Here is an 18,488-nt window from a genome sequence, read left to right on the forward strand (position 1 = left end):
ATCAGACGAAAAGCGGGGAAACGGGCTTGTCCTCGTAGATGCGCTCGATCGCTTCCGCGAAGGTCGGGGCGACGGGGAGCATCTTTATCTTGGGCAGCATTTTTTCCTCGGGGATCGGCACGGTGTCGAGCAGCACGAGCTCCTCGATGGGGCTGGCTTCGATGCGCTCCATTGCGGGGCCGGAGAGGACGCCGTGGGTGGCGCAGGCGTAAACGTGGGTCGCGCCGTTTTCCTTTATCGCCTTGGCGGCGTTGCAGATGGTGCCGGCGGTGTCGATCATATCGTCAACCAGCACGCAGCTCTTGCCTTCGACGTTGCCCATGATGTGCATGACCTCGGAGACGTTGGCCTTAGCGCGGCGCTTGTCGATGATCGCGATCGGCACGTCGAGGCGGGTGCCGAAGTTTCTGGCGCGCTTCGCGCTGCCGGCGTCGGGGGAGACGATGACGAACTCCTCACCGGTCTGCTTCGCCTTCTCGCGGAAGTAGGGCGCGAGAAGCGGAACGCCGAGCAGGTGGTCGACGGGGATGTTGAAGAATCCCTGTATCTGGGGAGCGTGGAGATCCATGGTAAGGATGCGGTTGGCGCCTGCGGTGACGATCAGGTCGGCTACGAGTTTCGCGGAGATCGGGTCGCGGGCGCGGGCTTTTCTGTCCTGACGGGCGTAGCCGAAGTAGGGAATGACCGCGGTGATACGCGCGGCGCTCGCGCGTTTGAACGCGTCGATCATGATGAGCAGCTCCATGAGGTTGTCGTTGACCGGAGCGCAGGTCGACTGGATGACGTAAACGTCGCTTCCGCGGACGCTCTCGAGGATGGAGACCGCGATCTCGCCGTCGGAGAAGCGGCCGACTTCGCATTTGCCCTCCGGCAGTCCGAGGTGAGTCGCTATCTGCGAGGCGACCTCTTTGTTGGAGTTGGCTGCGAAGATCTTGATGTCCTTACCGTGAAAATACATGTGCAAATCCCCTTTTTCGTTATTCGGTATGCGCCGCAATTCCGGCGCATAATCATACACCTTGATTATACAACGGTTGAAAATGATATGCAAGCAAAAATTGCCTCTTGTGCGAAAAAAGTTAAAAAACCCCTCGAAACGGTACCGCGCCGCGCTTTCCGGCGCGTCCGCGGACGGAAAAACAGATACAGGTTCCGTCGAGAAGCTTCGAAAATAAAAAAAATTAAAAAAATTGAAAAAAAGGATGGATTTTACTCTACATATTTGTTATAATATTTCGGTTATACAGACGACGAATGTAATTCGTTTGACAACAAACAAAAAATATGGAGGTCAAAACATGAGCAAAAAGTATGTCTATCTGTTCTCCGAGGGCAACAGCGGTATGCGCGAGCTGCTCGGCGGAAAGGGCGCCAACCTGGCGGAAATGACCAACCTCGGCCTTCCCGTGCCGCAGGGGTTCACCATTTCCACCGAGGCCTGCACGCAGTACTACGAGGACGGCCGCAGGATCAACGAAGAGATCCAGGCGCAGATAATGGAGTACATCGAGAAGATGGAGCAGATCACCGGCAAGAAGTTCGGCGATCTCGAGAATCCGCTCCTCGTTTCCGTCCGTTCCGGCGCGCGCGCTTCGATGCCCGGCATGATGGATACGATATTGAACCTCGGCCTCAACGAAGAGGTCGTCAACGTCATCGCGAAGAAGTCGAACAATCCCCGCTGGGCGTGGGACTGCTACAGACGCTTCATCCAGATGTTCTCCGACGTCGTCATGGAGGTCGGCAAGAAGTACTTCGAGCAGCTCATCGACGCGATGAAGGAAGCCAAGGGCGTCAAGTACGACACCGAGCTTACCGCGGACGATTTGCACGAGCTCGCCGATCAGTTCAAGGGCGAGTATAAGAAGCAGCTCGGCAAGGATTTCCCCGACGACCCGAAGGAGCAGCTCTTCGAGGCGATCAAGGCCGTTTTCCGTTCCTGGGACAACCCCAGAGCGAACGTCTACCGCATGGACCACGACATCCCGTATTCCTGGGGCACCGCGGTCAACGTTCAGATGATGGCGTTCGGCAATATGGGCGATACGTCCGGCACCGGCGTCGCCTTCACGCGTAACCCCGCCACCGGCGAGAAGGGACTCATGGGCGAGTTCCTCGTCAACGCGCAGGGCGAAGACGTCGTCGCGGGTATCCGCACCCCGATGCCCATCGCTCAGATGGCGGAAGTTTTCCCCGAAGTCTTCAAGCAGTTCAACGAGGTCTGCTCGATCCTCGAGAACCACTACCACGATATGCAGGATATGGAGTTCACGATCGAAGACCGCAAGCTCTATATGCTCCAGACCAGAAACGGCAAGCGCACCGCCGCCGCCGCGATAAAGATCGCCTGCGACCTGATCGACGAAGGTCAGATCACCGAGGAAGAAGCCGTCATGCAGATCGACGCCAAGAGCCTCGATATGCTGCTGCACCCGACCTTCGATCCCGAGGACCTGAAGGCCGCCGATAAGGCCAACGTCATCGGCAAGGGCATCGCCGCTTCGCCCGGCGCCGCCACCGGCACCGTCGTATTCACCGCCGAGGACGCCGTCGAGCACGGCAAGGCCGGCGAAAAGGTCATCCTCGTCCGCCTCGAGACCTCCCCCGAGGACATCGAAGGCATGAAGTACTCCCAGGGCATTCTGACCGTCCGCGGAGGCCAGACCTCCCACGCGGCGGTCGTCGCCCGCGGAATGGGCACCTGCTGCGTCTCCGGCTGCGGAGATATCGCAATGAACGAGGAGAAGAAGGAATTCACCCTCGCGGGCAAGACCTTCAGAGAAGGCGACGCGCTTTCGCTTGACGGCTCCACCGGCAAGATATACGACCGCGCGATAAAGACCGTTCCCGCCGATCCGAGCAGCGGTTACTTCGGCAGGATCATGGAGCTCGCCGACAAGTTCAAGAAGCTGGGCGTCCGCACGAACGCCGACACGCCTTACGACGCCGCCCAGGCGGTCAAGTTCGGCGCCGAGGGCATCGGACTGTGCCGCACCGAGCATATGTTCTTCGAGGCCGACAGGATCACCGCGTTCCGCGAGATGATCGTCTCCAAGACGCTCGAGCAGCGCAAGGCCGCGCTCGATAAGATAATGCCCTTCCAGCAGAGCGACTTCGAGGGTATGTACGAGGCCATGGAAGGCAGACCGGTAACGATCCGCTTCCTCGATCCTCCGCTCCACGAGTTTGTTCCCACCGCCGAGGTGGAGATCGAAGAGCTCGCCAACCGTCTGAACATCACCGTCGAGGAGATCCACAACGTCATCACCTCGCTGCACGAGTTCAACCCGATGATGGGCCACCGCGGATGCCGTCTCGCCGTCACCTATCCGGAGATCGCCGAGATGCAGACGACCGCAGTCATCAGAGCCGCCATCAACGTTCAGAAGAAGCATCCCGACTGGAAGATCGTTCCCGAGATCATGATCCCGCTGGTCGGCGAGGTCAAGGAGCTGGCCTTCGTCAAGAAGGTCGTCACGACGACCGCCGACAAGGAGATCGCCGCCGCCGGCATCGAAATGCACTACAAGGTCGGCACCATGATCGAGATCCCGAGAGCCGTGCTCACCGCGGACGAGATCGCGAAGGAAGCGGAGTTCTTCTCCTTCGGCACCAACGACCTTACGCAGATGACATTCGGCTTCTCCCGTGACGACGCGGGCAAGTTCCTGAAGTCCTACTACGAGAACAAGATCTACGAGAGCGATCCCTTCGCCCGCCTCGACCAGAACGGCGTCGGCAAGCTCGTGAAGATGGCCGCCGAGCTGGGCAAAAAGACCCGCCCCGACATCAAGCTCGGAATCTGCGGCGAACACGGCGGAGACCCCTCCAGCGTCGAGTTCTGCCACAAGGTCGGTCTGAACTACGTTTCCTGCTCGCCTTACCGCGTGCCGATCGCGAGACTGGCCGCCGCCCAGGCGAATATCAAGAACAAATAAGAGAATACGCATACCGCGGCGTTCCCATTTGCGGGAACGCCGCGGCATACGGAGAAAGGAAGGCCGCGGGGAAGCGTCCCCGCGGAACACGCCTATGATGAAGGAAAAACTCCTCAAGCTTCAGGCTGAGGCGATGGCGAAGATAACCTCCGCCTCCCAGCCCGAATCGCTCGAAGCCGCCCGCCTTGAATATCTCGGTAAAAAGGGCGAGCTGACGCAGGTGCTGCGCGGAATGGGCGAAGTCGCGCCCGATGAGCGTCCCGCGATGGGGCAGCTCGTCAACTCCGTGCGCGAAACCGTCGAAGCGGCGATAGACCTTCGCCGCCGCGAACTTTCGTCAAAAATAATGGAAGCCCGTCTGGCGCAGGAAAAGGTCGACGTGACCATGCCGGGCGAGCCGGTCGTAACAGGCAGAAGACATCCGCTGAGCACCGTGCTCGGCGAGATGATAGACATATTCACCAAGATGGGCTTCGACATCGCCGAAGGCCCCGAGGTGGAGTACGATTATTACAACTTCGAGGCGCTGAACATCCCGAAGAACCACCCCGCGCGCGACACGCAGGACACCTTCTACTTCACGGATAACGTCCTGCTGCGCACTCAGACTTCGTCCGTTCAGATACGCGTCATGGAGAAGCAGAAGCCGCCTATCCGCATCGTTGCCCCGGGACGCGTTTACCGTTCCGACGCCGTCGACGCGACCCATTCGCCGCTGTTTCACCAGATGGAAGGCCTCGTCGTCGACAAGGGGATCACGATGGCGGATCTGAAGGGCACGCTCGAGAACCTCGCCAAGATGATGTACGGCGAGGACGCGGTTTGCCGCTTCCGTCCGCATCACTTCCCGTTCACCGAGCCGTCCGCGGAGATGGATGTGCAGTGCTTCGCCTGCAAGGGCGAGGGTTGCCGCCTCTGCAAGGGCGAGGGCTGGATCGAGGTCCTCGGCGCGGGCATGGTGCATCCGAAGGTGCTTCGCACCTGCGGCATCGATCCGGACGTCTACTCCGGCTTCGCGTTCGGCATCGGGCTTGAGCGCGTTACGATGCGCCGCTACAACATCGACGACCTGCGCCTGCTTTATGAAAACGATCTTCGTTTTCTCGGCCAGTTTTAAGGAGGGACGAAGATGAAGCTTTCAAAGAAATGGCTCAACGATTACGTTGAGATAGACGTGCCCGAGAGGGAATACGCCGAAAGGATGACCATGAGCGGCTCCAAGGTCGAGGGTTGGGAAGAAACCTGCGGAGAGCTCAGCCGCGTCGTAGTCGGCAGAGTGCTCTCCGTCGACAGGCACCCGGACGCCGACAAGCTCGTCGTCTGCAAGGTCGACGCCGGCGAAGCGGAGCCGATACAGATCGTCACCGCCGCCACGAACGTGTTCCCCGGCGCCGCCGTTCCGGTCGCGCTGCACAAGTCAACGCTTCACGGCGGCAAGACCATCGAACGCGGCAAGCTGCGCGGAGTCGTCAGCGACGGAATGTTCTGCTCCGTCGCGGAGCTGGGCGTGACCGTACACGATTTCCCGACCGCGATCGAAGACGGCATACTTATTATTGATGAAGACGAATACGACGCCGTCCCCGGAACGGATATCAGAGAAGCGCTCGGTCTTGACGATACCGTCGTCGAGTTCGAGATAACCTCCAACCGTCCCGACTGCCTGTCGGTCATCGGCCTCGCGCGCGAGACCGCCGCGACCTTCGGCCTTGACATCACCTATCCTTACGTCGACGCGGGCGAATACGCCGGCAACGACGTGAATAAGTATATCTCTGTCGAAGTCCGCGACGCCGACCTCTGCCCGCGCTACTCCGCGGCGGTGGTCAGGGACATAAAGATCGCGCCCTCGCCGCGCTGGATGCGCGAACGCCTCCGCGCGAGCGGCGTGCGCCCGATAAACAACATAGTCGACATAACGAACTTCGTCATGCTCGAATACGGCCAGCCGATGCACGCCTTCGACCGCTCCACGCTGAAGGAAGGCCGCATCGTCGTCCGCCGCGCCGCCGACGGCGAAAGCATCACAACGCTCGACGGCGGCGAACACCCGCTCGACCGCGACACCCTCGTGATCGCGGACGGCGAACGCCCCGTCGCGCTCGCCGGAGTCATGGGCGGCGAAAACACCGAGATCCGCGACACGACCGAAACGGTCGTCTTCGAGTCCGCGAACTTCGACGGCGCCGCCGTCCGCATCGCGGCGAAGAAGGCGGGGCTGCGCACAGACTCCTCCGCCCGCTTCGAGAAGGGGCTTGACAGCCGCAACACGCTGCCCGCGCTCGTCCGCGCGCTCCAGCTCGTCGAAACGCTCGGCGCAGGCACCGTCGTGGGCGGCATAATCGACGTCGATAACGCGAACTACGCGCCGCGCAGGCTGAAGCTTGACGCCGGCTGGATCAACGGCTTCCTCGGCACCGATATCCCCGTCGACCGTATGCGCGACATACTCTCGGATATCGACTTCGATATCGACGGCGACGAGATAATCGTCCCGTCCTTCCGCGCCGACGTGGAATGCGAAGCCGACGTCGCCGAGGAGATCGCGAGATTTTTCGGTTACAATAATATAGGCGACACCATGATGAAGGGCGAGGCGTCCTCCCACGGCTATACCGACGCGGAGATTTTCCGCAAGCGCCTGAATACGTCCGCCGTATCGCTGGGGCTCTTCGAGATAATGACCTACTCCTTCATCAGCCCCAAGTATTACGATAAGATCAGACTGCCGATAGACAGCCCGCTGAGAAACTGCATGAAGATCAGCAACCCGCTGGGCGAAGACACCTCCGTCATGCGCACGACGATGATACCCTCCGCGCTGGAGGTCGTCGCCCGCAACTGCTCGCGCGGAGTCGTCGAGGGCAGGCTTTACGAAGAGGGCACGGTCTACATCCCCACCGAAGAGGGCAAGCTCCCGCTGGAGCAGAAGCGCTTCACCGTCACCGTCTTCGGCGAGAACGCGGAGTTCTTCGCCGTCAAGGGCATGCTGGAAGCGCTCTTCGCCGATATCGGCGTGGGCGAGGTGAAGTTCGCCGCGAAGTCGGACGATCCGACTTTCCATCCCGGCCGCTGCGCCGTGATAACGAAGGGCGGGAACGTCCTCGGCGTTATGGGGCAGATACACCCCGTCACCGCGCAGAACTGGGAGATCGCCGTCCCCGTCTTCGTCGCGGATCTTGACGAGGAGCTTATGCGCGCTCTGCGCAAGCCGATAACCGACTATAAGCGCCTGCCGAAATACCCGGCGATTACCCGCGACCTCGCGCTCGTCTGCGACGAGAGCGTCGCCGCCGGAGACCTTTCGGATATCATTGCCGCCGCCGGCGGAAGCATCGTCGAGAGCGTACGCCTCTTCGACGTCTACCGCGGCAAGGGAGTGGCGGGCGGCAAGAAGAGCATGGCTTACAGCGTCGTGCTCCGCGCCGCCGATCACACGCTGACCGACGCCGAGGCGGAAGCCGCCGTCGCGAGGATACTCAAAAAGCTCGAAGCCGCGGGCGCGACTCTGCGCTCGTAGCGCAAACGTGAAACAGGGAACAGGAGGAGAAAACCATGAACGACCCTACCATTCAATTCAGGATCAGATCGAACGATTCCGACGAGATGAAAAAGCTGCTCAAGCAGATCTACGCCGCGCTTGAGTCGAAGGGGTATAACCCGATCAATCAGCTCGTGGGGTACATTCTCTCCGAGGACCCCACCTACATCACCACCCACGACAACGCTCGCAGTCTTATCCGCAGGATAGACCGCGACGAGCTCCTTCAGGAAATGCTGAAGGTGTATCTCGAGCTGAAATGACCTTGTTTGAGGTGTGAGAAAGGAAGAGAATATGGACCTTTTGATGTATAAGGGCAAGCCGCTCGTCCGGCAGGACAACACGATCTACTACGGCAACATGAACGAGAAGTACGTCGCCATGATCCAGATCGCCGACTATACCGAGAAGAACGGCATGAAGCTGCCCTCCAAGCTGCTCGTGCAGCTCGCGCTGACCGATCCGGAGATCCGTATGCGCGACAAGATCGTCAAGAAGACGGAAAAGACCACCCTTTACGACGCAATCGAGATCGCGGCGATCTGGCTCGAGCGCTCGCTCAAGCAGTAATAGTTATTGTAAAAAAACAGCCGACGCCGTCGGCTGTTTTTTGTCATCCTGATCGGCGGCAAAGCCGTATTTGTACGGGCGATCTGATCGCCCGTCATTCCGAGCGTATGTGAGGAATCCCCCAAGTGCCGCAGCACGTTTGTCATCCTGAGCGAGCGAAGCGAGTCGAAGGATCCTGAAGGTAACGGTACTGAAAAAGAAAAAGTGTGTATTCGGAACAGGAACCTCCGTCCAAACCCGTTTTTTCCGAATATACACTTTTTATTATTTATGTTATAATGAAGAAAACCCGTGACCGACGGCGCGAAAATGCGTCTATTGGTATGAAAGGCCTTTTTACAAAGGGGAATGGAGTGCGGCGTGAACGACGAAAGAATAGTCGCATTGTTCTGGAACAGGGACGAAAGCGCGCTTGCCGAAACGGAAAAGCGCTACGGCGACTACTGCCTTTATATCGCCGAAAACGTGCTCCGCAACGCGCGCGACGCGGAGGAGTGCGTCAACGACGCGCTGCTCGCCGCCTGGAACTCCATCCCGCCGAACAGACCGGATAACTTCAGAGTCTATCTCGGCGCGCTCGTGCGCAACGCCGCGCTCGACGTCTGGCGGCGCGGGAACGCAAAAAAGCGCAAAGCCGCGTCCGTCGCTTCGCTCGAAGAGCTCGGCGAGCTTGCCTCCGCCTTCGACGTGGAAGACGCCGTCGGCGCCAAAGAGCTCTCGCGCCTGATCTCCGATTACCTGACGACGCTTGACGAAACGGAGCGAAAAGTCTTCGTCCGCCGCTATTGGTGCTATGAGCCGATCGAGGCGATATGCGCGCGTTACGGCTTCGGCAAAAGCAAGGTCAAAATGATGCTCAAACGCACGAGGGACGGCCTCGCCGCGTATCTGAAAAAGGAAGGTCACTATGAATATTGATATATTGAATGAAGCTATCGGAGGGATCGACGCTTACATCGTCGAAGAGGCGCTCGCCGACGGAGAAAAGAAGCCGAAGGTGACCGCCTTCGCGCAGCGTCCGTGGATGAAATGGGCGGCTGCGGCGGTCGCGATAGTCGTCATCGCCGCCGGAACGCCGCTCGCGCTGAAAGCGATCGGCTCCTTCCGCAACGAAAACTTCGTCGCCCCGAACGGCAGCGGGAACGGCAACCCCGGCGCGGTTGCTCCCGTCGACAGCGGCGAGCCGGAAAGCAGCAGCGAGCCGGATAGCAGCTCCGCGCCGGAAAGTGAAAACAACGCCTCGTCTGAACAAAGCGGCGAAAGCCGCTCCCGCGGCAGCGAGCAGCAAACCCCGCCCGCCTCGGATCCGCCCGAAACGAGCTCGCCCGAGCCAGACTCCTCCTCATTTGATATCGAAGTCGGCTCCGGCAGCATCGGCGGCCCGCTGAGCATCGGCGGCAGCCATTTCGGCGGCAACTTTCACAAAAAGAATATGCCCGCGGTCACGTATCGGATAAACGGCGAATCACAATCCTTCGATTATGACCACTCGGCATGGATAATGATCGACGCGGAATCCGACCTTGACGGCAACGAGGGCGTATATATCATAGATTATTACTCCGGCAAAGACGGCAGCAGCGCAGTCGCGTATGACGGTTCCGAAGAGCTGATGGAATACACCGGCCGCTATAACGACTACGGCTCCGGCGATGAGATCTCCGAAGTAGCAGCCACGGAAGCTGCAAAAAACGTGCTGCTTAACACCGATCTCCCGTTCGCTGCGCTCGAAAACCTGCAGATCTCGAAATCGGAATCCGGCAAAAACTATCACAGGATCGTGGCTTCCTTCACCGGCGGCGAAGTCGAGATTCTTCTCAACAAAGACGGCAGCCTGAAGCACTTCATCGTCAACAGAGACGCCTCCGTCTGGCTGACGCCGGAGAGGATAGCGGCGGGCAGGGAAAAGCTCGACGCGAAGATTGACGCGTTGAGCGCCGAGCGGCCGAACGAGCGCTTCGTCGCTACCGGCGTCGAGGTATATCAAAAGCTCGCGAATAAGATATACGCGATCTACGAAGTGATCCAGTATCCGTATCAAGGCTCGGATTTCCAAAAACGGTTAAGATTCTACTGCGTCGTATAACGCCGCTTTTCGGATAACGCTTGACAAATCAGAGGGGGAGGAAATAATAACAATGAAAAACCTCACGAAAAAACTGCTCGCGGCGCTTCTGACGCTGCTGATGGTCGCTGCACTGATGCCGGTGACGGCTTCGGCGGATCAGAACGCGATCATCATCGTCGAGCTGAACGAGCCGTATTACGGTGAAAACCTCAACGAGATACTTCCCGAGATCAAAATGGAGGTGTCGTATCCCTTCATCGACGGCTACGCGTTCGTCGTCTATTACGCCCACACCTCGGATGAGGACGCCTACGCCGCCGCTGAGGCTTTGGCGACGAACTCTCGCGTCAAGAGCGCGACCTACTGCCCCGGTAACCCGACCGAAAACACCTCCCGCGTCAGGTTCCATATCACGATCTCGGAGGATTATTTCGGCGAGGATTATTACACGCCGATAACTTCGGTCGAGCTGGGGAAGCTTTTCCCGAACAGGGTTATCAAGCGTGCCCGCAAATGGGGTTTCCGCAATTTCGATATTTTCTTCGATATCGGCTCGTCGGAAGACTGGTACGAAATCTATGACGAGTTAAAATCCAACCCGTTCATTCTGTCGTTCCACACCTTCGACATGGGCGGTTCCGGCAAAGCCGTTACGATCGGCACTCTCGCGGTGACGACGAAGGCGGAGCATACCGAAAATGAGATCATCGGCCTGTATGCGGACTTGGGAGCATATGAAGTTGTCGAATCATACTCCGCGCATTATTTCAAGTTCAACATTCGTGACAGATCGCTCAGAGGAACGCTCGAGGCGGTCAAAGCGCTGAAGAACGATCCCGACGTCGCAAACGTCGTATGGACAGATACGATTGGCTTTCCGACCGTAATGCCGAAGGAGCTTGAAGAAGCCGACTTCCTTGCGCCGGAACGCCCGGAGGCGACGGTGGAGACCGCCCTCGGCGCGTTAAGGATAGCCGCGAAGCTCGGTGAAGCGAAAAACGGCGTTTACGATTACAAGCTCGCCGACGCGATCTGGCAGTTCGACTGCGACGGCGACAAGGCGATCACCGTTTCCGACGCGCTTATCCTCCTTCGCAAAGCCGCGAAGCTTGCGTAATACTCCATACCTTAATCCACGGTAATTCAGATTATCAATACCCGATTAACAATAAGGAGGAACTATTATGAAAAAACTTACCAAAATCATTTCCGCAATGCTGACGGCGGTAATGCTGTTCAGTCTGTTCGCGGTGCCTGCCGCCGCGTACGCGGACGGCGGCGTCTGCGGCGAAAATCTCACGTGGACGCTTGAAAACGGCGTCCTCACCATCAGCGGCGCGGGTCCTATGGAGAACTACCTGAAGTACAACGCGCATGACACGTACTCCGTAGAGCGCCCCGATCTGGACCGCCTTGCGCCGTGGGGAACGGATATCAAAAACGTCATTATCGAGGACGGCGTAACGACTATCGGCGACTTTGCGTTCTATAACTGCAAGCAGATAGAGAGCATAGAGATCCCCGCGAGCGTCAAGGTCATAGGCAAGAGCGCGTTTGCGGACGCGGTCCTGCAGACGCTCGTACTGCCGGAAGGCGTTGAAGAAGTGAAAGAATACGCGTTTTTCGACTGTGATCTCAAGAGCAACGATTTCCGTATGCCCGACAGTCTCAGGATAATAGGCGAAAAAGCTTTTCAGTGCTATATGGGTATGATTGAGATCGGCGAGGGCGTTGTGGATATAGGCAAGGAAGCTTTCGGCAACAACGTGGTAATGAATATCCCTGAGAGCGTACAGCATATCGGCAAAGACGCGTTCAAGATAACTTCTTTCTACAAAGACGAGAGCAACTGGAGAATGGACGCGCTCTATATCGGCAAGTGGCTGATAAAGGTCAAGGAGAATACCAAACTCGAGTTCTTCGTCGTCAAACGCGGCACGGAGCACATCGCGGATTATGCTTTTGAAAATTGCAAGTCGCTGAAAGACGACATAATACTTCCGAAGAGCTTGAAGTCCATAGGAAGAAGCGCGTTCCAGGCCTGCAACAATCTCGAAGCGCTCGACATACCGGAAGGAGTGACGGATATCGGCCCCGGCGCGTTTTCCGGCTGCAAGGGCCTGACCGAGCTCAAACTTCCTGAGTCGATAACCGAGATAGGCGATCAAATGTTATCCGGCTTGAGCTTTGAGCAATTCGAGATTTCGGATAACGTGGAACGTATAGGCGAAGGCGCTTTCCTGAGTTGTATGCAGCTTAAATCGATCACGATCCCGTCAGGCGTGAAAAGAATAGAGCCGTGGACGTTTATGAGCTGCACGTCGCTCGAGGAAGTGAACCTCCCCGAAGGCCTTGAAAGCATCGGCGATTTCGCTTTCCTGGCCTGTGCCTCTCTGCGCAGGATCGTTATTCCCAGAAGCGTGACGAGCATCGGCATCGGTCTTTTCTATTTCAACGTGCCGACGCCCACGGATATAGTTATGGCGGTATACGAGGGCTCGTATGCGCAGACCTACGCCGAAGAAAACGGCATAGCTTATGAGATAATCGGCGAAGAAAAACCGATAGACGAGAATAACGGGGAACTTGTCGGCGATATGGACGGCGACGGTGAGATCACCGTTTCCGACGCGCTACGCGCGCTGCGTATCGCCGCGAAGCTTGAGGCCCCCGTTGCGGCGAAGGGCACGAGAAGCGCGCTCCTCGGCGACGTTGACGGCGACGGAGCCGTTACGGTCGCGGACGCACTTGCGATCCTCCGCAAAGCCGCGAAGCTTGCGTAACAATCCATATGTTTGAATTGAACAGGGAGGGGCAAAGGAGGAGTTACAATGAAAAGAGTTGGCAAAACTATTGCGCTATTTTTGGTGTTGGCCATTTTAGCAGGGGCGGTATCTTTCGTAAGTTTTGCGCAGAAGGACTCAGACGATGTGTATTATCCTGATGATTATCCGTGGCTTACGCTCGGGGAAGTATCAAAAACCGCAACTGACGTTATTCGTCTTCGTGTCGGTGAAACGTGTGAAATAGCAATAATAAACCTTGAAGCCGGCATAATGGATTTCGGTGGGACGACTTTAGCGCAGTATTGGCTTGGAGAAAAAACAGACGGAAACAGGATCAATATGTTTACTCTATGGAGAGTGAAGGATTCTTCTATTATCGATTTTACAGAAGAATACAAATCGGCGCATCCGTCGGAATATGAAACCCTTCCTATGCTGGAGCAAGATGCGCGATATCTCGAGCGATATGATATGTGTGCTGGCTTTATACCATATCTCAAGTACGCCTTTACGGAATCGGATATAGATGAATCTGGTTATGAATATGGCGATATTGAGAATGGTAACTGGGGACAGCGCAGAGCCGTTATAGTCGGCAAAAAAGCAGGAACAACGACTATTGAAGTTGCGAAAGGCGGATGGGGAATAACATGTCCGGCAAGAGGGACGCTTACGGTGATTTGCTATGATGAAACTGTTGGCGACGTTGACGGCGATGGGGAAGTCACTGTAGCAGACGCGCTTTCCGTGTTGCGCGTAGCAGCGAAGCTTGCGCCGCAGACGAAGAGCACCGGTTCAGTTTTCGATTTCGACGGCGACGGAGCCGTCACAGTCGCGGACGCGCTTGCGATACTGCGCGTCGCCGCGAAGCTTGCGTAAGTGAGTTCGGTTTCCTCTTAATAACGCAGAAGTAATGCGGAAGCCGCCGCGTCGGAAGACGCGGCGGCTTCATATATTCCGTTTTTATATCACGCGTTGACTCTTCCGCGCCTCTCGCGGTACTGCTTCGGGGTCACGCCGACGGCCTTGTGAAACACCTTCGTGAAATAGCTCTGGTCGTCGAAGCCGCACGCGCCCGCGATATCCACTATGCGAACGGTATTGTCGAGCAGCAGCTGTTTGCTTCGCTCGATCCGCACCTCGCGCACGTAGTCGGTCAAACTCATGCCGATCTCCTCCTTAAAGACGGTGGAGATATACGACCGCGAGAGGAAGACCTTTTTCGCCACGTCGTCCAGCGATATTTTTTTCGCGTAGTTGGCGTTGACGTATTCCGTTATTTTATAAACGGCGGTCGAGTGCCTTATCCGCGGCAGGTCGAAGGAGTAGTCGATGAACCTGTGCAGCACCCCCGTGACCCACTCGTTCATATCCTCGAAGGAGGTGAAGCGGTCTATGTCGCCGAGATACTTCGTGTTCAGCGCCATGACCTCGCGCATGTCCGCGCCGGAGTCTATGACCGCGCGGGAGAGCACGACCACCAGCTCTATCATCCGCGCCCTTATCTCCGCGAGGTCGAAGTCGTTGGAAAAGTATATGTGTCCGATCAGCTCGTTCAGCGCGTTCTGCGCGCCGAGCTTGTCGTGAGTGAGTATCATCGAGCGCAGCGCCTTTTCCTTTTCGATGGGGTAGTCGACGGCGTATCCGCCGCCGGCGTGCGGAGCTTCACGCATTTTTCCGCCTCCTCTCGTGATTTTTGTAATTATATCAGATTTTTTGGAAAATTTCAAGGTGCGGGAGGTAAAAAGGCGTTCGTCGGATATTTCATATAATATGATATATTTATGTTGCAAACGGCCGCGGCGTATGTTATAATCGGCTTGTATAATCGCCGTTGCGGCGTGGAGGAACGCTATGGAAAAATCACTGAGAATAAAAATAATATCGCTGCTTGCCGCGCTGACGCTGCTCATAGCGGCTGTGTGCGTGCCGTCCGCGGGCGCGGAGCGCTATGAAGCTCCCGCGGCCGTGAAAGAAACGGCGTCCGGACATCCTGAACGAAGCGAAGGATCCCCCGGATATTCCGACCTTTTGCGTGAGGAAGGGGATTCCTCGCCCGTCGGGCTCGGAATGACAGACCTCGCCCCGACCGAAGACAGCGCTTTCATAGGCGAGGCGACCGTGCCCGTGTTTGAAACGGCGGTGCGCGGCGAATCCGACGTCTCGGGCGCGACGCCGTGGCAGTATAACTACACCGACGAAAGCTGGACGGCTTACGAAGCCGCGCTCGCCTCCGCGCAGACCGCGGATGAACGCGCCGCCGCGTTCGACCTGCTTGCGCCTCGCAACACCGAGGCCGTCACCGCCGGCTTTTTCAGCGGCTGGAACACATCCGACGTCAACGCCGTCGTAACCGCGAACAGCGGCCGCCTCTGCGACTCCATCGGCGACAGTCTGAACACCAACGGCGTATGGAACAACGGCGATTTCTCCCGCAACACGGTCTTTGATGCGGGCGACGGCTGGTTCTCCATGACCGCGGCTGCCGACTTCGCGGGCAAGGCGATGGGCTGGAAGAATATGGACCGCAGCGCGACGCTGAATCCCAACAAGCAGAGCGCCGGCGCGGCGTACCCCGAGATGGACGTCTCCGGCCTTTCCTACGCCGAGGGCATACGCTTCAAGCTTGAGGTCTACGGTCCCGAATACGCCGTGCTCGGAACCGACGCCGTCGAGCGCATACTGATCGGTCTTTCCAACTGCGACACCATGGTGCGCGAACAGTACGCGCTGAACGTCAAACCCTCGCAGGTCGGCTCCGACGGATATATCAACATCCCGTTCAGCTGCTTTGTCAACGCGTGGTGGTGCCGCGCTTTCTCGCAGTCCGAGCTCGAGGACGTCATCGTCTTCATAATCGAAGCCTACGGCGAAGCCGAGGGCACGACCGTGAAGGTTTCAGACCTGCACGGTTATATAACCGTCGCTCCCGTTATCCCGCCGGAGCCGCGCGAGCCGGGCTTCGCGGAGCCGAGGGCGAGCGAATACGTCGGTTCGACCTTCCGCGCCACCGACTTCCGCATTATAAAATTCGACGAGATGTTCCCCGAGGGCTTCGCCGGCGACACGAGCTGGGATCCGATGGGCATCGACGATAACGGCATAATATACTTCGGCTACACCGGACGCCGTACCGACCTGATCCCCGACGAGGTGATAGAGGATTTCGCCGTCTTCTCGTATGATCCGGAGACTGACGTCGTCAAGTTCCTCGGCACCCTCATTGAGGCGAGCAAGGCGTGCGGCAACTACGTTTACGGCGAGGAAATCCCGAAGGGACACACGAAGTTCTACTGTATTGATAACAAGATGTATCTTGCGAGCCAGAGCTTCCACGACTACAAGGACAAGATCGACGGCGCGGACGGCTATATGACCAAGCGCGGCGCCCATCTGTATATGTACGACATCGAGAAGGAAGCGCTCATCGACCTTTCCGCGTCCTTCCCGGGCGGCGTATGGTGCGAGCACCAGGGAGTCGTCGCGCTGAACTATATGCCGGAACTCGGCAAGCTCGTCGGCTTCACGCATCCGCTTGCGGACCTCGTCTTCTACGATCTCGCGACCGGCACGGTAGACCGTTACGTCAACGGCATCCCGTGGTCGCTCGGCAATCCGCTGAGCCGCGAGATAATCGTCAGCGGCGACAGAGTGTATCTCTACCGCGGCGTTGAGGATCCCGGGCAGCGCGCCGAGATCCAGTGGCCGGTCTACTGCTATGACTACGGCGAAAACCGCCTCTATCAGACGGGAGACACGATGAAGGGCGGCTTCTGGAACGGTCAGGCGACGACCTCGGACGGCAAAACGACCTACATCAGCGGCTGCTGCGGATACCTTTACAAGATGGATATGGAGACCGGCAGAGTGACCTTCCTGCGCGATATGGACCTCGACGGCGAGAACGTCATCGGTTATACCTATTCGATATCGATGTCGCCGGACGAAACGAAGCTGTTCTATATCCCGACGGCGCGAAAGCCCGGCCGCATTTACGAATACGATATCGCGACGAACACACTCGCAGTTGTCGCGGACGTTCAGCAGAGCGTCTACTGCGGCAGCAATATCGTGACGAAGGATAACTGGTACTACTTCACCCGCTTCGGCGAGAACGGCACGTGGGAGGGCGCTCCGAGCGTCGTCGCCTACAAGCTCGAGCCGTGGGAATGAAGCAACGAAGCCGCTTTTTGCTTTAGTAAGAGCATAATAAAAACCGCCTCGTCAGAGGCGGTTTTTGATGTTAGATACGTTATTCTTCCATTCTCGAAAACGCGGAAATTATCCCGAGCTTGCCGCTTTCGTAGGTGATCCCGCCCTGGAGGTAGGCGGTATACGGCGGGCGCAGCGGACCGTCGCAGGATAGCTCGATCGAAGCGCCCTGAGTGAAGGCGCCCGCCGCCATCACGACGTCGCAGTCGTAGCCGGGCATCGCCCATCCGACCGGCGTGACGAAGGAGTCTATCGGCGACGCCGCCTGCACTCCTGCGCAGAAGGCGAGCAGCTTGTCCTCCGCGCCGAAGCGGAGCTCCTGCACTATATCGGTGCGCGGAACGTCGGAGGCGGGGAAGGCGTCGTAACCGAGCCGCTGCGCGAGCGCGGCGGCGAAAACGGCGGTCTTCACAGCCTGCGCGACGACGTGCGGCGCGACGAAAACCCCCTGCAGTATCTCGCGGTTGAAGCCGAAGGTGGCTCCGCATTCAAGTCCGATGCCGGGCGCGGTGAGGCGGTCGGCGCAGAGCTCGATCTGCTTCGCGCCGCCGGCGATATATCCGCCGCCGCGCGCGATCCCGCCGCCGGGGTTCTTTATCAGCGAGCCCGCCGCGACGTCGGCTCCGACGGCGGTCGGCTCGAGCGTTTCGCAGAATTCGCCGTAGCAGTTGTCGACGATTATCGTGACGTCGGGGGAGAGCCCCTTGACGAATTCACAGAGCGCCTTTATGTCCGCTATTGACAGCGATTTGCGCGAGGTGTAGCCCTTCGAGCGCTGGATGAAGACGGCGGAAGCGCCGCCGATATTCGCCTTTATCGCGTCGAGGTCGGGACTGCCGTCGGGCAGAAGTTCGACCTGCCGGTACTCGGCTCCGGCGGACTTCAGCGAGCCGGGGTGGTCGCCGGCGACGGCTTCGCGGAGCGTATCGTAAGGCGCGCCGGTGACGGAGAGCAGCGTGTCGCCGCGGTGCAGCAGCCCGAAAAGCGCGGTCGCGATCGCGTGGGTGCCGTTGACGAAGGTGTGGCGCACCAGCGCCGCCTCGGTGCCGAAAAGCTTCGCGAAGACGCGGTCGATGACCTCGCGCCCCGCGTCGTCGTAGCCATAACCGGTAGTTCCCGCGAAGTGGCTGTCGCTGACGCGGCACTCGGAGAAGGCGTCCAGCACGCGCCTGCTGTTCTCAAGCGCGGCGGCGTCGATGCGCGCGAACTGTTCCGCGCAGGCGGCTTCCGCGGCCGCGGCTTCTCTTATGACTTTTTCGTTTGTATAAACGCTCATGATCGCGCCTCCTCGGGCGAATGGTAATATTTTTCGACTAATGCAAATAAGATATTGATATTTCGGGGCGAAGATGTTATAATCTGTTTCGTTCCCG

The 18,488-nt window shown here is 58.2% G+C and carries 14 protein-coding genes; 11 read left to right on the forward strand and 3 right to left on the reverse strand.

What is annotated here, in order from left to right:
* Position 1: 1 nt before the first annotated feature.
* Entirely contained in the window at positions 2 to 958 is a 957-nt protein-coding gene (locus J5441_07745) for a ribose-phosphate diphosphokinase (GenBank protein ID MBO4935037.1), read from the reverse strand.
* Positions 959 to 1,298: 340 nt separating this feature from the next.
* Here J5441_07745 and J5441_07750 point away from each other — a divergent pair, with 340 nt between their 5' ends.
* The 10 genes from J5441_07750 to J5441_07795 all read left to right on the forward strand — a co-directional run bounded on the left by J5441_07750 (position 1,299) and on the right by J5441_07795 (position 13,782).
* Positions 1,299 to 3,938: a pyruvate, phosphate dikinase gene (locus tag J5441_07750; protein MBO4935038.1), complete on the forward strand. Its 2,640-nt coding sequence runs from the start codon at positions 1,299 to 1,301 to the stop codon at positions 3,936 to 3,938.
* A 97-nt stretch (positions 3,939 to 4,035) separates the two neighbouring features.
* Complete coding sequence (gene pheS / locus J5441_07755; protein ID MBO4935039.1) at positions 4,036 to 5,055, forward strand: phenylalanine--tRNA ligase subunit alpha; 1,020 nt, start codon at positions 4,036 to 4,038, stop codon at positions 5,053 to 5,055.
* A 12-nt stretch (positions 5,056 to 5,067) separates the two neighbouring features.
* Positions 5,068 to 7,458 (forward strand): phenylalanine--tRNA ligase subunit beta, encoded by a 2,391-nt coding sequence (locus J5441_07760; protein MBO4935040.1) that lies wholly within the window; start codon positions 5,068 to 5,070, stop codon positions 7,456 to 7,458.
* Positions 7,459 to 7,493: 35 nt separating this feature from the next.
* A complete protein-coding gene (locus tag J5441_07765) occupies positions 7,494 to 7,742 on the forward strand; it encodes an IreB family regulatory phosphoprotein (GenBank protein MBO4935041.1) in 249 nt (82 codons plus the stop codon).
* Between the two features lie 31 nt (positions 7,743 to 7,773).
* On the forward strand, positions 7,774 to 8,049 hold the full coding sequence (locus J5441_07770; protein ID MBO4935042.1) for a hypothetical protein: 276 nt from the start codon (positions 7,774 to 7,776) through the stop codon (positions 8,047 to 8,049).
* Between the two features lie 360 nt (positions 8,050 to 8,409).
* The gene (locus J5441_07775; protein ID MBO4935043.1) at positions 8,410 to 8,967 is read left to right on the forward strand and encodes a sigma-70 family RNA polymerase sigma factor; all 558 of its coding nucleotides are present in this window, start codon (positions 8,410 to 8,412) and stop codon (positions 8,965 to 8,967) included.
* A complete protein-coding gene (locus tag J5441_07780) occupies positions 8,957 to 10,135 on the forward strand; it encodes a hypothetical protein (GenBank protein ID MBO4935044.1) in 1,179 nt (392 codons plus the stop codon). Before J5441_07775 ends, J5441_07780 begins: the two co-directional genes overlap by 11 nt.
* 52 nt (positions 10,136 to 10,187) lie before the next feature.
* Positions 10,188 to 11,234 carry a hypothetical protein gene (locus tag J5441_07785; GenBank protein ID MBO4935045.1) on the forward strand — a complete coding sequence of 349 codons (1,047 nt, stop codon included), beginning with the start codon at positions 10,188 to 10,190 and terminating at the stop codon, positions 11,232 to 11,234.
* Positions 11,235 to 11,301: 67 nt separating this feature from the next.
* Positions 11,302 to 12,900, forward strand: a complete 1,599-nt coding sequence (locus tag J5441_07790) for a leucine-rich repeat protein (protein ID MBO4935046.1) — start codon at positions 11,302 to 11,304, stop codon at positions 12,898 to 12,900.
* A 48-nt stretch (positions 12,901 to 12,948) separates the two neighbouring features.
* Positions 12,949 to 13,782, forward strand: coding sequence for a dockerin type I repeat-containing protein (locus J5441_07795; GenBank protein MBO4935047.1), 834 nt, complete (start codon positions 12,949 to 12,951; stop codon positions 13,780 to 13,782).
* Between the two features lie 89 nt (positions 13,783 to 13,871).
* Here the strand turns inward: J5441_07795 and J5441_07800 are convergent, their stop codons facing one another.
* A complete protein-coding gene (locus J5441_07800) occupies positions 13,872 to 14,576 on the reverse strand; it encodes a helix-turn-helix transcriptional regulator (GenBank protein MBO4935048.1) in 705 nt (234 codons plus the stop codon).
* Between the two features lie 181 nt (positions 14,577 to 14,757).
* On the opposite strand from J5441_07800, the gene J5441_07805 reads away from it, so the two are divergent.
* Positions 14,758 to 17,076, forward strand: a complete 2,319-nt coding sequence (locus J5441_07805) for a hypothetical protein (GenBank protein ID MBO4935049.1) — start codon at positions 14,758 to 14,760, stop codon at positions 17,074 to 17,076.
* 79 nt (positions 17,077 to 17,155) lie between these two features.
* Here the strand turns inward: J5441_07805 and J5441_07810 are convergent, their stop codons facing one another.
* Positions 17,156 to 18,391: a methionine gamma-lyase family protein gene (locus J5441_07810; protein ID MBO4935050.1), complete on the reverse strand. Its 1,236-nt coding sequence runs from the start codon at positions 18,389 to 18,391 to the stop codon at positions 17,156 to 17,158.
* Between the last annotated feature and the right edge of the window lie 97 nt (positions 18,392 to 18,488).

The sequence above is a fragment of the Clostridia bacterium genome, assembly GCA_017620395.1.
Lineage (GTDB): Bacteria > Bacillota > Clostridia > Oscillospirales > RGIG8002 > RGIG8002.

Excerpts from the sequence above, each read along its gene's own strand:
- J5441_07765 (MBO4935041.1), top strand. The coding sequence starts at position 7,494 with ATGAACGACCCTACCATTCAATTCAGGATCAGATCGAACGATTCCGAC.
- J5441_07750 (MBO4935038.1), top strand. The coding sequence starts at position 1,299 with ATGAGCAAAAAGTATGTCTATCTGTTCTCCGAGGGCAACAGCGGTATG.
- J5441_07785 (MBO4935045.1), top strand. The coding sequence starts at position 10,188 with ATGAAAAACCTCACGAAAAAACTGCTCGCGGCGCTTCTGACGCTGCTG.
- J5441_07760 (MBO4935040.1), top strand. The coding sequence starts at position 5,068 with ATGAAGCTTTCAAAGAAATGGCTCAACGATTACGTTGAGATAGACGTG.
- J5441_07780 (MBO4935044.1), top strand. The coding sequence starts at position 8,957 with ATGAATATTGATATATTGAATGAAGCTATCGGAGGGATCGACGCTTAC.
- J5441_07770 (MBO4935042.1), top strand. The coding sequence starts at position 7,774 with ATGGACCTTTTGATGTATAAGGGCAAGCCGCTCGTCCGGCAGGACAAC.
- J5441_07800 (MBO4935048.1), bottom strand. The coding sequence starts at position 14,576 with ATGCGTGAAGCTCCGCACGCCGGCGGCGGATACGCCGTCGACTACCCC.
- J5441_07790 (MBO4935046.1), top strand. The coding sequence starts at position 11,302 with ATGAAAAAACTTACCAAAATCATTTCCGCAATGCTGACGGCGGTAATG.
- J5441_07795 (MBO4935047.1), top strand. The coding sequence starts at position 12,949 with ATGAAAAGAGTTGGCAAAACTATTGCGCTATTTTTGGTGTTGGCCATT.
- J5441_07805 (MBO4935049.1), top strand. The coding sequence starts at position 14,758 with ATGGAAAAATCACTGAGAATAAAAATAATATCGCTGCTTGCCGCGCTG.
- pheS (MBO4935039.1), top strand. The coding sequence starts at position 4,036 with ATGAAGGAAAAACTCCTCAAGCTTCAGGCTGAGGCGATGGCGAAGATA.
- J5441_07810 (MBO4935050.1), bottom strand. The coding sequence starts at position 18,391 with ATGAGCGTTTATACAAACGAAAAAGTCATAAGAGAAGCCGCGGCCGCG.
- J5441_07745 (MBO4935037.1), bottom strand. The coding sequence starts at position 958 with ATGTATTTTCACGGTAAGGACATCAAGATCTTCGCAGCCAACTCCAAC.